15 protein-coding genes are annotated in these 15,352 nt (G+C 59.4%); 7 read left to right on the top strand and 8 right to left on the bottom strand.

Annotated features, from left to right (window positions below):
* The first annotated feature begins 22 nt into the window (after window positions 1-22).
* The 4 genes from AB4N85_RS18625 to bfr all read left to right on the top strand — a co-directional run bounded on the left by AB4N85_RS18625 (window position 23) and on the right by bfr (window position 3,764).
* A complete protein-coding gene (locus AB4N85_RS18625) occupies window positions 23-1,024 on the top strand; it encodes a DNA-directed RNA polymerase subunit alpha (RefSeq protein WP_016772946.1) in 1,002 nt (333 codons plus the stop codon).
* A gap of 42 nt (window positions 1,025-1,066) precedes the next feature.
* The gene (gene rplQ / locus AB4N85_RS18620; protein ID WP_003176402.1) at window positions 1,067-1,453 is read left to right on the top strand and encodes a 50S ribosomal protein L17; all 387 of its coding nucleotides are present in this window, start codon (window positions 1,067-1,069) and stop codon (window positions 1,451-1,453) included.
* A gap of 239 nt (window positions 1,454-1,692) precedes the next feature.
* Window positions 1,693-3,147 (top strand): catalase, encoded by a 1,455-nt coding sequence (locus AB4N85_RS18615; RefSeq protein ID WP_095181967.1) that lies wholly within the window; start codon window positions 1,693-1,695, stop codon window positions 3,145-3,147.
* Window positions 3,148-3,296: 149 nt separating this feature from the next.
* Window positions 3,297-3,764 (top strand): bacterioferritin, encoded by a 468-nt coding sequence (gene bfr / locus AB4N85_RS18610; protein ID WP_130912285.1) that lies wholly within the window; start codon window positions 3,297-3,299, stop codon window positions 3,762-3,764.
* Window positions 3,765-3,829: 65 nt separating this feature from the next.
* Here the strand turns inward: bfr and uvrA are convergent, their stop codons facing one another.
* On the bottom strand, window positions 3,830-6,664 hold the full coding sequence (uvrA, locus tag AB4N85_RS18605; protein WP_041477664.1) for an excinuclease ABC subunit UvrA: 2,835 nt from the start codon (window positions 6,662-6,664) through the stop codon (window positions 3,830-3,832).
* A 191-nt stretch (window positions 6,665-6,855) separates the two neighbouring features.
* Here uvrA and AB4N85_RS18600 point away from each other — a divergent pair, with 191 nt between their 5' ends.
* Window positions 6,856-8,253, top strand: a complete 1,398-nt coding sequence (locus AB4N85_RS18600) for an MFS transporter (protein ID WP_041477665.1) — start codon at window positions 6,856-6,858, stop codon at window positions 8,251-8,253.
* A gap of 9 nt (window positions 8,254-8,262) precedes the next feature.
* Window positions 8,263-8,784, top strand: a complete 522-nt coding sequence (locus tag AB4N85_RS18595; RefSeq protein ID WP_041477666.1) for a single-stranded DNA-binding protein — start codon at window positions 8,263-8,265, stop codon at window positions 8,782-8,784.
* A gap of 198 nt (window positions 8,785-8,982) precedes the next feature.
* Here the strand turns inward: AB4N85_RS18595 and AB4N85_RS18590 are convergent, their stop codons facing one another.
* From AB4N85_RS18590 to AB4N85_RS18560, 7 genes are all read right to left on the bottom strand, one after another.
* Entirely contained in the window at window positions 8,983-10,140 is a 1,158-nt protein-coding gene (locus tag AB4N85_RS18590; RefSeq protein WP_460065424.1) for a glutathionylspermidine synthase family protein, read from the bottom strand.
* Window position 10,141: 1 nt separating this feature from the next.
* Window positions 10,142-10,840, bottom strand: a complete 699-nt coding sequence (locus tag AB4N85_RS18585) for a DUF1190 domain-containing protein (protein WP_041477668.1) — start codon at window positions 10,838-10,840, stop codon at window positions 10,142-10,144.
* A gap of 18 nt (window positions 10,841-10,858) precedes the next feature.
* On the bottom strand, window positions 10,859-11,284 hold the full coding sequence (locus tag AB4N85_RS18580; protein WP_016772952.1) for a DUF350 domain-containing protein: 426 nt from the start codon (window positions 11,282-11,284) through the stop codon (window positions 10,859-10,861).
* Between the two features lie 15 nt (window positions 11,285-11,299).
* Complete coding sequence (locus AB4N85_RS18575; RefSeq protein ID WP_024014515.1) at window positions 11,300-11,950, bottom strand: DUF2491 family protein; 651 nt, start codon at window positions 11,948-11,950, stop codon at window positions 11,300-11,302.
* A 208-nt stretch (window positions 11,951-12,158) separates the two neighbouring features.
* Window positions 12,159-12,857 carry a PspA/IM30 family protein gene (locus tag AB4N85_RS18570; protein WP_041477670.1) on the bottom strand — a complete coding sequence of 233 codons (699 nt, stop codon included), beginning with the start codon at window positions 12,855-12,857 and terminating at the stop codon, window positions 12,159-12,161.
* 17 nt (window positions 12,858-12,874) lie between these two features.
* A complete protein-coding gene (locus AB4N85_RS18565; protein ID WP_225914461.1) occupies window positions 12,875-13,456 on the bottom strand; it encodes a YjfI family protein in 582 nt (193 codons plus the stop codon).
* 230 nt (window positions 13,457-13,686) lie between these two features.
* Window positions 13,687-14,241, bottom strand: a complete 555-nt coding sequence (locus tag AB4N85_RS18560) for a cysteine hydrolase family protein (protein ID WP_252868371.1) — start codon at window positions 14,239-14,241, stop codon at window positions 13,687-13,689.
* Between the two features lie 101 nt (window positions 14,242-14,342).
* Here AB4N85_RS18560 and AB4N85_RS18555 point away from each other — a divergent pair, with 101 nt between their 5' ends.
* A complete protein-coding gene (locus AB4N85_RS18555) occupies window positions 14,343-15,344 on the top strand; it encodes a GlxA family transcriptional regulator (RefSeq protein WP_252868370.1) in 1,002 nt (333 codons plus the stop codon).
* Window positions 15,345-15,352: the final 8 nt, after the last annotated feature.

Raw genomic sequence — 15,352 nt, 5'->3', positions numbered from 1 at the left:
GGGCTAGAAAATAGGTGCATCCATGCAGATTTCGGTAAATGAGTTCCTGACACCCCGCCACATTGATGTGCAGGTTGTCAGTCCAACCCGCGCCAAGATCACTCTCGAGCCTCTCGAGCGTGGTTTTGGCCACACCCTGGGCAACGCGCTGCGCCGCATCCTGTTGTCCTCAATGCCCGGCTGCGCAGTAGTCGAGGCCGAGATTGACGGTGTGCTCCACGAGTACAGCGCCATCGAAGGTGTACAGGAAGACGTAATTGAAATCCTGTTGAACCTTAAAGGTCTGGCCATCAAGCTGCACGGTCGTGACGAAGTTACGCTGACCTTGTCGAAGAAGGGTTCGGGGGTGGTTACCGCTGCCGATATTCAGCTGGATCATGATGTCGAGATCGTTAATCCCGATCACGTAATCGCTAACCTGGCGTCTAACGGCGCCCTGAACATGAAGCTCACCGTAGCTCGTGGTCGTGGTTATGAACCAGCCGACTCGCGTCAGAGCGATGAAGACGAAAGCCGCAGCATCGGTCGCTTGCAGCTCGACTCTTCGTTCAGCCCGGTTCGCCGTATCGCTTACGTGGTGGAAAACGCCCGTGTCGAACAGCGTACCAACCTGGACAAGCTGGTTATTGATCTGGAAACCAACGGTACCCTGGATCCTGAAGAGGCTATCCGTCGCGCTGCAACCATCCTGCAACAGCAGCTGGCTGCGTTCGTCGACCTCAAAGGTGAAAGTGAGCCGCTGGTTGTCGAGCAGGAAGACGAGATCGATCCGATCCTGCTTCGCCCGGTTGACGATCTGGAACTGACTGTACGTTCGGCTAACTGCCTTAAGGCGGAAAACATCTACTACATCGGCGACCTGATTCAGCGTACCGAAGTAGAGCTGTTGAAGACTCCGAACCTGGGCAAGAAATCCTTGACTGAAATCAAGGACGTTCTGGCCTCCCGCGGTCTGTCCCTCGGCATGCGCCTCGACAACTGGCCGCCTGCAAGTCTTAAGAAGGACGACAAGGCGACTGCCTGATCGTCGTAATCACCGAACGTAGTGTTTGGTAAGGAATGAACCATGCGTCATCGTAAAAGTGGTCGTCACCTGAGCCGCACCAGCTCGCACCGCAAGGCCATGTTCCAAAACATGGCGGTGTCGCTGTTCGAGCACGAGCTGATCAAAACTACTCTGCCAAAAGCCAAAGAACTGCGCCGCGTTGCCGAGCCGCTGATCACTCTGGCCAAGACAGACAGCCTGGCTAACCGCCGTCTGGCTTTCGACCGTACTCGTTCGAAAGCTATCGTTGGTAAGCTCTTCAACGACCTGGGCAAGCGTTACGCTACCCGTGAGGGTGGCTACCTGCGCATCCTCAAGTGCGGTTTCCGCGCTGGCGACAACGCGCCTATGGCGTACGTCGAGTTGGTTGATCGTGCTACTGCTGGCGAAGCTGTATCCGCCGAGTAAGACGTCAGTCTGAAACAAAGAACCGGGCCTAGTGCCCGGTTTTTTGTGTCTGTAAGAAATGCGCCGTCCATACAAGTTTCTGACATGGTTGAACTGCCACTATGTGCCGGGAAAACATAATTAGTAATTATCTATCGATGCTTGCAGGTTAATGAATTTGTAGCTGTAACGTCGATGATCAATACTTCCCTCCAAGCCCATTAGCCGGCAGTTCAAGACTGACAGAGGAAGAAGACCGCATGAGCCAGACCAAGACGCTTACAACCGCCAGTGGCGCGCCAGTCGCTGATAACCAGAATTCCCGTTCCGCCGGCCCACGCGGTCCGCTGCTTCTCGACGATTTCCATCTCATCGAAAAACTCGCGCACTTCAACCGTGAAAACATTCCCGAGCGCCGTGTCCACGCTAAAGGTTCGGGCGCTTACGGTACGTTCACCGTCACCCGTGACATCACGGAATACACCAGTGCCAAGCTGTTTGAATCGGTAGGCAAGCAAACGCCAACCTTTCTGCGCTTTTCTACCGTAGGTGGCGAGCGTGGTTCGGCCGACACTGAGCGCGATCCGCGCGGCTTCGCCTTGAAGTTCTACACCGAGGAAGGCAACTGGGACATCGTTGGCAACAACACGCCAGTGTTCTTCATCCGTGATCCGCTGAAGTTTCCGGACTTTATCCACACGCAAAAGCGTCTGCCGCAAAGCAACTTGAAAAGCGCGCAGATGATGTGGGATTTCTGGTCGCATTCGCCTGAGGCGCTGCACCAGGTCACTATCCTGTTTTCTGATCGTGGCATCCCTGACGGCTATCGCCATATGCATGGCTTCGGCAGTCACACTTACAGCCTGATCAACGCCAAGGGCGAGCGTCACTGGGTGAAGTGGCACTACAAGACTCAGCAAGGCATCAAGAACCTGGCACCAGCCGAGGCCGCCCGTTTGGCCGGTACCGACCCGGACTATGCGCAGCGTGACCTGTTCGAGGCCATCGAGCGCGGTGAATTCCCGAAATGGCGCGTGTGCATTCAGATCATGACCGAAGCGCAAGCGGCGGCTCATTACGAGAACCCATTCGACGTGACCAAGACCTGGTCGCAGAAGGAGTTTCCGTTGATCGAAGTTGGTGAGCTGGAGTTGAACCGCAACCCGCTGAACTACTTCGCTGAAGTTGAACAGGCTGCGTTTGGCCCGAGCAACATGGTGCCAGGCGTGGGTCTGTCGCCGGACCGTATGCTGCAGGGTCGCGTATTCGCCTACGCTGACGCGCACCGCTACCGTGTGGGCACCAACCACCAGCAATTGCCGGTGAACGCTCCGCGCAGCCCGGTGAATACTTATCAGCGTGACGGCTCTATGGCGTTCGGCAGCAATGGCGGCGCGGCGCCGAACTATGAACCGAACAGCTACGTTGAGTCGCCGAAGCAAGCGCCACATTACGCTGAGCCAGCGCTGGCCTTGAGCGGTGCCGCTGATCGCTATGATCACCGCGAAGACACCGACTACTACAGCCATGCCGGTGCCTTGTTCCGCTTGATGAGCGAAGAGCAAAAAGCGCTGCTGGTCAGCAACATTGCCGGTGCGATGGCGGGTGTTTCCAGCGACGTCGTCGATCGCCAGTTGCAGCATTTCTACAAAGCCGATCCAGCGTATGGAGAAGCAATCGCAAAGCTGCTCAGCCTACAGCTTAACGAAGTCTAAACGAGAAGCAGAACCGCCCTCATTTGGGCGGTTTTTGCGTTATTTGGCCTGGTTTTCTCAGAATATCTTCGCTTTTATTGCGTGCGGTGAGTGACCTTCCAGTCAGGTTGGTTCAAACTACAGACTTTCAGGAAGGGAGATGTAGGGCGATGCAAGGCCACCCAGATGTAATCGATTACCTCAATACGTTGCTGACCGGCGAGCTGGCCGCGCGTGACCAATATTTCGTTCATTCGCGGATGTATGAGGACTGGGGGTTCACCAAGCTCTACGAGCGCATCAACCACGAGATGGAAGAAGAAGCCGGCCACGCCGATGCATTGATGCGGCGGATTCTGATGCTTGAAGGCACGCCGCGCATGCGTCCGGATGATCTGGACGTCGGTACCACCGTGCCTACGATGCTCGAAGCTGATCTGCGCCTCGAATACAAAGTCCGCGCTGCGCTGTGCAAAGGCATCGAGCTTTGCGAGCAGCATCAGGATTACGTCAGCCGTGAGATTCTGCGGGTTCAACTCAATGACACCGAAGAAGATCACACCTACTGGCTGGAAAAGCAGCTGGGCCTGATCAAGCTGATCGGTCTCGAGAACTACCTGCAATCCCACGCGTCCTGATTGCACCGGGTACAAAAAAGCCCCTGGCACCTCAACGGTGACAGGGGCTTTTTCATGCCTGGCAGTTACGCCCGATCGCGGATCAGCAGCGGCTTGAGGTAATGGCCGGTGTGAGATTGCTTCATCTCGGCAACTTCCTCCGGCGTACCGGTGGCAATGATCTGCCCGCCCTTGGAACCGCCTTCAGGACCGAGGTCCACCAGCCAGTCAGCGGTCTTGATCACATCGAGGTTATGCTCGATCACCACCACGGTGTTGCCGTGATCGCGCAGACGATGCAGAACATCGAGTAACTGCTGGATATCGGCGAAGTGCAGGCCGGTGGTCGGCTCGTCGAGGATGTACAGGGTCTTGCCGGTATCGCGTTTGGACAGCTCGCGCGACAACTTGACCCGCTGTGCTTCACCGCCGGACAGGGTCGTCGCCGACTGCCCGAGCTTGATGTAGGACAGGCCGACATCCATCAGCGTTTGCAGCTTGCGCGCCAGTGCCGGCACTGCATCGAAGAACTCCCGAGCTTCCTCGATGGTCATTTCGAGGGTCTCGTGGATGCTCTTGCCCTTGTACTTGATTTCAAGGGTTTCGCGGTTGTAGCGCTTGCTCTTGCACACATCGCAGGGCACGTAGATGTCCGGCAGAAAGTGCATTTCCACCTTGATCAGGCCGTCGCCCTGGCACGCTTCGCAGCGACCGCCCTTGACGTTGAACGAGAAACGCCCCGGGCCGTAACCCCGGGAGCGCGACTCGGGCACGCCGGCAAACAGTTCGCGGATCGGCGTGAACAGCCCGGTATAGGTCGCTGGGTTGGAGCGCGGCGTGCGGCCGATCGGGCTCTGGTCGATATCGACGACTTTGTCGAGATGTTCCAGACCTTTGATGCTGTCATGTGCAGCCGCTTCCAGCGTGGTCGCGCCATTGAGCGCCGTGGCGCTCAGCGGGAACAGCGTGTTGTTGATCAGTGTCGATTTACCCGAACCGGATACGCCAGTCACGCACGTCAGCAAGCCGATCGGGATGTCCAGATCGACATTGCGCAGATTGTTGCCGCGCGCACCCTTGAGCGACAGGTTGAGCTTCTTGTTGCGTGGGGTGCGTTTGGCCGGCACTTCGATCTTCACCCGGCCGGACAGGTATTTGCCGGTCAGCGAATCAGGGTGTGCCATGACTTCGTCCGGCGTGCCCTCGGCAACGATCTGCCCGCCGTGCACACCGGCGCCCGGGCCGATATCGACGACATAGTCAGCCAGACGAATCGCGTCTTCATCATGCTCGACCACGATCACCGTGTTGCCGATATCGCGCAAATGCTTGAGCGTACCGAGCAGCCGGTCGTTGTCGCGCTGATGCAAGCCAATGGATGGTTCATCGAGGATATACAGAACGCCGACCAGGCCGGCGCCAATCTGGCTTGCCAGACGAATCCGTTGCGCCTCGCCACCGGACAATGTGTCGGCACTGCGATCCAGCGACAGATAGTCGAGGCCGACGTTGACCAGAAATTGCAGACGCTCGCGGATTTCCTTGAGGATCTTGTCGGCGATCTCGCCGCGTCGCCCTGTCATCTTCAGCGCACCGAAGTATTCACAGGCATCGCCGATCGGCAGATTGGTCACTGCCGGCAGGGTTTTCTCGCCGACCCAGACGTGCCGCGCTTCGCGGCGCAAACGCGTGCCACGGCAATCCGGGCAGGCCTGATGGCTGAGGAACTTGGCCAGCTCTTCGCGCACGCTCGCCGATTCGGTTTCGCGATAGCGGCGCTCAAGATTCGGCACGATGCCTTCGAACGGGTGCGAGCGTTTGACGATGTCGCCACGGTCGTTCAGGTATTTGAAGTCGACGTTCTGCGAGCCGCTGCCATGCAGGATGAACTTCTGCTGCTCGGCGCTCAGCTCGTTGAAGGGCTTGTCCAGACTGAATTTGTAGTGCGAGGCGAGCGAGCCAAGCATCTGGAAGTAATAGACGTTGCGCCGGTCCCAGCCACGGATCGCGCCCTCGGCCAGGGTCAGCTCGCCATTGACCAGACGCTTGATGTCGAAGAACTGCTTCACACCCAGGCCATCACAGGTCGGGCAGGCGCCGGCCGGGTTGTTGAAGGAAAACAGCTTGGGTTCCAGCTCGCTGATCGCATGGCCGCAGATCGGGCAGGCGAAGCGTGCGGAGAAGATCATTTCTTCGCCGGGCTCGTCGTCCATCGGCGCGACCAGGGCAATGCCGTCGGCGAGTTTCAGCGCAGTCTCGAAAGACTCGGCGAGGCGCTGCTGCAGATCGGCGCGGACCTTGAAGCGGTCAACGATCACATCGATCGAATGCTTCTTCTGTTTATCCAGCTTCGGCAGCTCGTCGAGCTCGCAAATGCGTCCGTTGACCCGGGCGCGGACGAAACCTTGCGCACGCAATTCCTCGAAGACCGACAGGTGTTCGCCCTTGCGTTCGCGGATCACCGGCGCCAGCAGCATGAGTTTGCTGCCTTCCGGCTGCGCCAGCACCAGATCGACCATCTGGCTGACGGTCTGCGCCTCCAGTGGAATGTCGTGATCCGGGCAACGCGGCGTACCCACGCGGGCATAGAGCAAGCGCAGGTAGTCGTAGATTTCGGTGATGGTGCCGACCGTGGAACGCGGGTTGTGCGAGGTCGACTTCTGTTCGATGGAGATCGCCGGCGACAGGCCTTCGATGGTGTCGACGTCGGGTTTTTCCATCATCGACAGGAACTGCCGAGCGTAAGCCGACAGCGATTCGACATAGCGGCGCTGACCTTCGGCATACAGCGTGTCGAACGCCAGGGACGACTTGCCGGATCCGGACAGGCCGGTGATGACGATCAGCTTGTCCCGTGGCAGGGTCAGGTCGATGTTCTTCAGGTTGTGGGTACGGGCCCCACGTATCAGGATCTTGTCCAAAGTGGCCTCGCTTGGCGGGCGTCGAAAACGTAGGAGTATACGGGCAAATACTGGATGGATGCACACTATCAAACGAAGGGCGTTTTGCCGTTCATGAAGAGAGTTTCATCTATACGCGTCATAGCGTCGCGATATACCCCGTCTTCCGATGGGACTGGTAGAATCGCCGCCGGTTCACACGAGGTTTTTCCATGCACGATCCCCACAGCGAACGCATGAGTGGCAGCGAGACCCGCGCGGCGAGCGGTCTGGCCCTGGTGTTCGCCTTCCGTATGCTTGGCATGTTCATGGTGTTGCCGGTGCTGGCGACCTATGGCATGGATCTGGCGGGAGCGACCCCGGCCCTGATCGGGCTGGCGATTGGCGCTTACGGTCTGACCCAGGCAATTTTCCAGATTCCGTTCGGGATCATTTCCGACCGCATCGGTCGCCGGCCGGTGATCTACCTCGGCCTGATCGTCTTCGCTCTCGGCAGTGTTCTGGCTTCCCAGGCCGATTCGATCTGGGGCGTGATCGCCGGGCGAATCCTGCAGGGCGCCGGGGCGATTTCCGCAGCGGTGATGGCGCTGCTTTCCGACCTGACCCGCGAGCAGCATCGCACCAAAGCCATGGCGATGATCGGCATGACCATCGGCCTGTCGTTCGCCGTGGCCATGGTGGTCGGGCCGTTACTGACCAGTGCGTTCGGGCTGTCCGGGCTGTTCCTCGCCACTGGCGCCATGGCGCTGGTCGGCATCCTGATCATCATGTTCATGGTGCCGCAATCCACCGGGCCGTTGCAGCACCGTGAGTCCGGCGTCGCCCGGCAGGCACTGATGCCGACGCTCAAGCACCCCGACCTGCTGCGCCTGGATCTGGGCATCTTTGTGTTACATGCCATGTTGATGTCGAGCTTCGTCGCCTTGCCGCTGGCACTGGTGGAAAAAGCCGGTTTGCCCAAGGAACAGCACTGGTGGGTCTACCTCACCGCGCTGCTGATTTCGTTCTTCGCCATGATCCCGTTCATTATCTACGGCGAGAAGAAACGCAAAATGAAACGAGTTTTGCTCGGCGCCGTCATGACATTGATGCTGACTGAACTATTCTTCTGGCAGTTCGGCGACAGCCTGCGTGCTCTGGTGATCGGTACGGTGGTGTTTTTCACCGCGTTCAATCTGCTCGAGGCATCGTTGCCGTCGCTGATCAGCAAGGTTTCACCGGCAGGCGGCAAGGGCACGGCCATGGGCGTGTACTCCACCAGCCAGTTCCTCGGTTCGGCACTCGGCGGGATACTCGGCGGCTGGTTGTTCCAGCATGGCGGTCTGTCGGTTGTGTTCCTCGGATGCGCCGCGCTGGCTGCACTTTGGCTGGCCTTTGCTGTTACCATGCGCGAACCTCCCTACGTGACGAGCCTGCGCTTGCCGTTGTCGCCCGAAGCGATCCGCGAAGCGGGTCTGGTCGAGCGCCTCAAGGCCCTGGTAGGGGTAACAGATGCAGTGATAGTCGCCGAAGAGGCGGCTGTTTACATCAAACTGGACAAAGAATTAGTGGATCGCACCACCCTCGAACGCCTGGTCAACAACCCGGCCGGGGCTGCGTGCGACGCTTAGGAGAACGTTATGGCCCGTGGGGTTAACAAAGTCATATTGGTCGGCACTTGCGGCCAGGATCCCGAAGTTCGCTACCTGCCTAACGGTAATGCCGTGACCAACCTGAGTCTGGCCACCAGCGAACAATGGACCGACAAGCAGACCGGTCAGAAGGTCGAGAAAACCGAGTGGCACCGTGTGTCGATGTTCGGCAAGGTTGCCGAGATCGCTGGCGAATACCTGCGCAAGGGTTCGCAGGTCTACATCGAAGGCAAGTTGCAGACCCGCGAGTGGGAAAAGGACGGCATCAAGCGTTACACCACTGAAATCGTGGTCGACATGCAAGGCACCATGCAACTGCTGGGCGGCCGTCCACAACAGGGCGACCAGCAAGGCGGCGGCAACAACTACCAGCAGCAGGCGCCACGTCAGCAGGCACCGCGCCCGCAGCAGTCGGCTCCACAGCAGCGTTCGGCTCCGCAAGCACCGCAGCAGGCCGCACCGCAACCGGCTCCGGATTTCGACAGCTTCGATGACGATATTCCGTTCTGATTTGCCGCTGTAACCGTCTTGAATGAAAAAGGCCCGTCGCTTAAACGACGGGTTTTTTTTGTGAGGCTATTTCAGCGCGACCCTTATCACCTGTAGGAGCTGACGAGTGCAACGAGGCTGCGATCTTTTGACGTTGCTTCTGAAGATCAAAAGATCGCAGCCTCGTTGCACTCGTCAGCTCCTACATGAGGAATTGTTTCAGTCGAGGATCAGGTGCGGCAAAAATCGACTTGAATCCTTGGTGATCAGACTATTGTCTTCACGCACACCAATCCCCGCTGCCTCATCGCCAATCACCCACGAGCCAATCAGCGTGTAGCTGTCGCCAAACTTCGGCAGCGGTGCGAACTCCTGCAGGATGAATGGCGCATCGGTGTAAGGCCCGTCCTCTTTGACGATCAGACCTTCCACTGTTTGCAGTTCGATGTTGGCACCTTCGCGGGAAAAGTACGGCTTGCGCACCCAGCCCTTCGGCACCGCACTCTGCGGATTCGGATCAAGGTGCGCAGCGAGCAGATTCGGATGTCCCTTGTGCAATTCCCACAGCAGCGGCAGGGCACCTTTGTTCGACAGAATCGCCTTCCACGCCGGTTCGAAAAACTGCGTATCGCATTCGGCGATCGCTGCGCCGAACGGCTCGTGGAAGATGAATTCCCAGGCGTGCAGCTTGAACAGGTGCGGGATCCAGCGATCCTGCAGATCGACGAAACGACCTTCAGCCGTCAGGCCAATGTCTTCGATATCGATGTGGCGTGATTCGATGCCGACCTTTTCCGCGATCAGCCGCAGGTAATCGGTGGTGCCTTTGTCTTCGACCGAGTCTTTCATCGAGGCGAAATAAAACGGCCGCTTCAACTGCAATTCCGCGAAGGCCTGATGCAGCTTGGTGTCGATGCTGTTGAACTGGTCAGCATGTGGCGGCAGCGTGCCACGCTCGATGCACTGTTCCAGCCAGCCCCACTGAAACGCCGCCGCCTCATAGAGGCTGGTCGGCGTGTCGTAGTTGAGCTCCAGCAGTTTCGCCGGCCCGTTGCCGCTGTACGAAAAGTCCATGCGACCGTACAGATGCGGATGACCCTCGCGCCAGGAGGTGCGGATCATGTCGTAGTACGCCGCCGGGATACTCAGGCGATCGAGCAACTCCTCGCTGTTGACGACGCGATCCACCAGGTCCATGCACATCTCGTGCAGTTCGGTGGTCGGGTCTTCGAGATCGTTTTCGATCTGCGCCAGGCTGAACTGGTAGTAGGCGCTTTCGTCCCAGTACGGTTCGTCGTCGATGGTGTGGAACATGAAACCGAGGCTTTCGGCGGTGTGTTTCCAGTCGGGGCGCTCGGCGCAGTGGATCTTTTTCATGTCAGCTGCTCGAGCGTCCGGAACTGCTGCCCCAGCCACCCCAACCGCTGCGGGCGCTGGACTGGCTGCCGAAACCGCCGCGCGAAGTCGACGACGCAACGTTCACCGGTTTGCTCTTGCTGCTCTCGTAATCCGACTGGCTGCGCGAGGTTGTGTCAGCTCGGCGGTACTGCGTTGAGGTGTTGTACGGCTGGCGCGTTTCGCGATCACGGTAAACGGTGCGTTCGGCGTTGTTGCTCATTGCGTTGCCGATCAGCCAGCCGGTCAGCCAGCCATTGCCGCCGCCACCTGAGCCACCGGAATAGTGCGAGCCGCCGTGGCTGGCACTGCTGCTGGTGGTGTCTCCCGCCGGCATTTGCGAATTGGCGATGGCATCGAGATCTTGCGGCGTCTCGGCATTGCCCGGCACTTTGAAGCCGCCGAGTTTCGGCACGAAACGGCCATCGGAATTTTTCTGACACCAGCCAGCGGCAAAGTCTGCGTCGCACTTGGCCTTGTCGGTGTAAGCCGGGGCGATGCGACGGTGCTCGTTCAGGGCGGCGACGTAGGCGCTGGAGCAGAGATCGGCGGCCAATTCGGCGTCGACACACTGTTCAACGCTCTGGAAATTGCGCGGCTGATCCAGCGCCGCTGCTTCACCGGAAATCGCCATCGCCACCGATGCGGCGAGGGACAATTGCACGTATTTGCTGCGTTTCATCGAGAGGCTTCCTGCCGGTCAGTGGGACGGGGTCATGCACGCGGCATTGAGCATGCCGACGCTGATCGCCACGGCAGCCACATAGATGCCGGCCGCCACTTCGCCGTTGGCGATGCGCTGGGAAGTGCCCTTGAGCACCAGCCCGGTAGCGACAAACGCCAGCAATTGCACAACGGCGGCGATGACCGCCCAGAGGACAAAGTCGAGCACGTTGACCGAGTAGGCGATCACGTTGCTCGCCGGAATCGCGAAACCGATGATCGCCCCGGACAGGGCAATGGCGGCGGCAGTGTTGCCGGCGCGGATCAGCTCGAATTCCTTGTGCGCGGTGATGCGCGTGTAGACGAATTGAAACAGCATGAACAGCAACACGGCGCCGATCAGGTAGACGACGAAACCGACCAGCGCGGTTTTGTTCAGAGAAACGGCCAAGACTTCCAGCATGAAAAACTTCCTTTTTTAGATGGCGCTCAAATCAGTCGTGTACAGCGAGATGCCCAGCGAAGTGCTCAGGCTGACGGTGCCTTCTTCGTCCTGTTCGACGGAGAACAGCAGCAGTTCGCGGCGATCGGTCAGGCCGGTGTCGCGGGCATACAGCATGGCGTGGTGCTTGATGGTGTAGGACTCGTCCGGATTGACCACGTGTTCGGTCATTGGCACCAGTTCGGTCTGATGCAGTTCGGTGCCCCATTCGCGGGTGTATTCAACACCGTCGTGGTGGTAGGTCGGCAGACCGATCAGGCTGTTGGGGCCGGCCAGACGCTGCAGTTCGGCGTCACTGTTGACCGTCACGTAGCTGAGGTAATTGAACAGGGTGACCGACTCGACCTGATCATCGCCGGTGACGTGGATCTGCACCCAGAAATCCTCGTCGTTCATGTAATAGCGGTGCAGTTTGTTGGACTGGCCGAGATCGACCCAGCCGGCGCTCCACACCGCTTGATCGAATGGCACCCGCACCGAAGTCGAGCCTTCCAGCAGCAACGCCAGGGTCGTGTCGAAGCGCACGCCTTTGCCTTGAGCCATGCCCAGCGGGCCGCTGGCGCCGGTGCTCGTTGGCGCAGCGGTCTGCCAATTGCTGGTGCCGAGCAAGTCTTTAAACCATCCCATGGGTACGTTCCTTGAAGCGGGTGGAGGTGTTCGGGTGAAAAAGTGGCGGTAGTGTAACGGGCGAAGCGGTGAACGAGCAGGGGCAATTACGCCGCAAAACCATGTGGGAGCGAGCCTGCTCGCGAATGGGTTGTGTCAGTCACTCGATTATTTGACTGTCACGACGCTTTCGCGAGCAGGCTCGCTCCCACAAGTTACCGTTCAGTCCTTACTGCGCGGACTTCTGCTTCAGCCGCTCAAGGATCGCATTGGCGCTGCCTTCGTTCGGCGTGATGCCGGCGTCGCGCAGTTTGCGTTCCAGGTCGTTGCCGGTGGAGGCGTCGGCCAGTTCGTCCGCTGCGCTCAGTTCGGCAGCGCGTTGCTGCTGCTTGGCTTGCAGGCGGTTCAGGGTGCCGACCGCAGTTTCCAGTTTGCCGTTGGCGCCGCCGCTGGCAATCGAGGCGCTGACCTGGGCTTTCTGCACGCTGTCGCGGGCCTTGGCCATGTCCACTTGCTGGCGCAGGCTCTTGATCCGCGATTCGGCTTTGCTGATGTCTTTGCGCATGTTGTCGGCGTAGGCGCCGAATTCATCGCTGAGTTTCTTCTCGGCAGCAAGGTCGTTGGTCAGGGTCGAAATCGCTTCGGCCACTTCCAGCGCCAGGTCTTCACGGCCGGCATTCAACGCGGCCACAGCCTTGGCTTCGAGGTCCTTGATCTTGGCGTCGTATTCGCTGACGCGGTCGGCGGCCAGTTTGTGCTTGGCCATGATCGTCACCAGTTCGCGGCGGGCATTGGACAGCGCGGTGTCGGCGTCGCGGATTTCCTGATCGAGGATGCGCAGGGCCTGCTGGTCGGCGATGGCTTCGCCAACTTCATTGGCGCCGCCGCGCAGTGCGGTGAACAACTTGCTCCAGATGGACTGAGTCATTGGATATTCCCTGTTGATTACTTGAAGAAGTGTTCGAAGGCTTCGCTGGCGCGCTGCACGTTGTCGACCAGGGTTTTCACCTCGGTGACGACGTTGGTCAGGCTCGAATCAGCACTGAGGGCGCCGAACATGTTGTAGACGGTCTGCCCGTTCGGCATCGATTCGATCCCGATCGAAGACAGCGGGAACATCTCGCGGCTGCGCAGTACGGCATCGTTGAACGCCTGGACATTGCTGATCGAATCGATGTCCACCAGCACGGTGTCGACGATGATCTGCTGGCCGGCCAGGGCGATGTGAATCGGCAGACCACCGAATTCGTTCATTTCCAGCTTGATGCTCGGCTCGGAGCTCTGGATCAGGGACAGCGAAATCTCTTGGGAAGCCACCTCGTCCAGCGCCTTGAGGGCATTGAAGAGGCTGTCGATGGTCCAGTTGTTGCCTGCGCTCATGTATTTCTCCGACATGAAAGAGCCAGCCAGAATCGGTTGGCGTAGCTGTTGCTCCATTTGCTTGAGCAAGCTTCGGTTTTCCGGAAGCACCCAAGTTTCGTGTTTCACATAACCGGCGGCGGCCAGGCCTGCGCGCATCTGCTTCATGTAGAAGCTCGACGGTTTTTTCGCTGACGTCTTGCCACGTTCGCCCTTGGGGCTGGCTGCGGCAGGCGTCGGAGTGCGGCTTGTCATGGCTGGAATCCGGTTATGAGCGTCTCACGCGTGGGCCACACTACAACCAATGCAAAGTGCCATCAATGACTCACGCGTGAGATTTTCATGACAGACGCAAAAAGGCCCGCAACGTGGCGGGCCAGTAGATTGCGCAGTTGTTGCTAGGCGTTGCTGCTCAGGAACTCGTCAGTCGATACCACGCTGGCATAAGCGAAACCCAGCGCCGCCATGAATGCTGCGTGCACATGAGCGGCCGGCACCGTCAGGCCGTTGAATTCCAGGTCACGGCTGGCGCAGGCATCGTGAATCACGGTCACGCTGTAACCCATGTCTGCCGCCGCGCGGGCGATGCCATCGACGCACATATGGCTCATGCTGCCGACCACCACCAGGCCGTTGATCCCGTGTTCGTCGAGCACCGCTTTCAGTTCGGTTTCGCGGAACGAGTTGACGAAGTGCTTGAGCACCACCGGCTCGTCGGCGCGGTTGAGCACTTTCGGATGCAGTTTCGCGCCCTCGGAGCCGGGAGTGAAAAACGGCGCGTCTTCGGAGGTGAATTCATGCCGAATGTGCACCACCGGATCGCCCGTTTCGCGAAAGGCTGCGATCAGCCGTGCGGCGTTATCGGCAGCGGCGTCGGCGCCGACCAGCGGCCACTTGCCTTGGGGGAAGTAGTCGTTCTGGATATCGACTACGATGAGCGCTTGCTTGGCCATGGGATTGTCCTCGAGACGGTGATTGGGTGTGGCCTCAGTATTGACGCTGGCCGAGGATTCGAGGATTGGCCGCACCGACAATAGACGGGGGAAAACTGACAATGGCTGCACAAAGAGCCGCCACCGCTGAACTGGGCGTGCTGATTTACCCCGGCGCGCAACTGGCGGCGGTGCACGGTCTGACAGATCTGTTCGCCGTGGCCAATCGCATCGCTGCCGAGTATCGGGCTGTGCAATTGCCCGTGCTGCGAGTCAGTCACTGGCAGGTCGATGGCGAGCAGTTGCCGGCGCGGGTCTATGACAGTCATCCGGGCGACGAGGACGGTTTGCTCGCCGTGCTGATTCCGCCGTCCCTCGGCGGGTTCGATGCGGCGCAGATGACCGTGAGTCTTGCGCAATGGCTGCGCGATCAGCATGCGCGCGGCGCAACCCTTGGTGGTGTCTGTGTGGGCTCGTTGATGCTCGCCGAAAGCGGCTTGCTCGACGGTCGCAGCGCCACCACCCACTGGACCTCGGCCCAGGCTTTCGCCGAGCGTTACCCGAAGATCAAGCTGAAGGCCGACACGCCGATTGTCGACGACGGCGACCTGATCACCACGGCCGGGCTGATGGCCTGGTCGGAATTGGGGTTGCGCCTGGTCGATCGCTTGCTCGGCCCGAGCATCGCCACCGCGACCGCGCGTTTTCTGGTGATGGAACACAGCGACAGCGCCAGTGAATGCGGAAGCAATTTCGCACCGATCCTCAGCCATGGCGACGCGGCGATTCTCAAGGTCCAGCACTGGCTGCAAAGCACCGGGGCGACGGATGTTTCGCTGACGGCGATGGCTGAGCGTGCGGGACTTGAAGAGCGTACTTTCCTGCGCCGATTCCGCGCCGCGACAGGCTTGAAACCGACCGAGTATTGCCAGCACTTGCGGGTCGGCAAGGCGCGGGAAATGCTCGAGTTCACCAATGGCACGATCGACCACATTGCCTGGACGGTGGGCTATCAGGATCCGGGCGCGTTTCGTGCGATCTTCAAGAAGATTACCGGGCTTGGGCCGAGTGAGTACCGGGGGCGGTTTGGTGTGAATCCCGCTCCCAGAACGACGATGAACTAATGTGGGAG

It is taken from the genome of Pseudomonas sp. H1_G08, assembly GCF_054681355.1.
The sequence above is the reverse complement of the archived record's forward strand: the minus strand, read 5'-3'. Positions and strand labels throughout refer to the sequence as shown.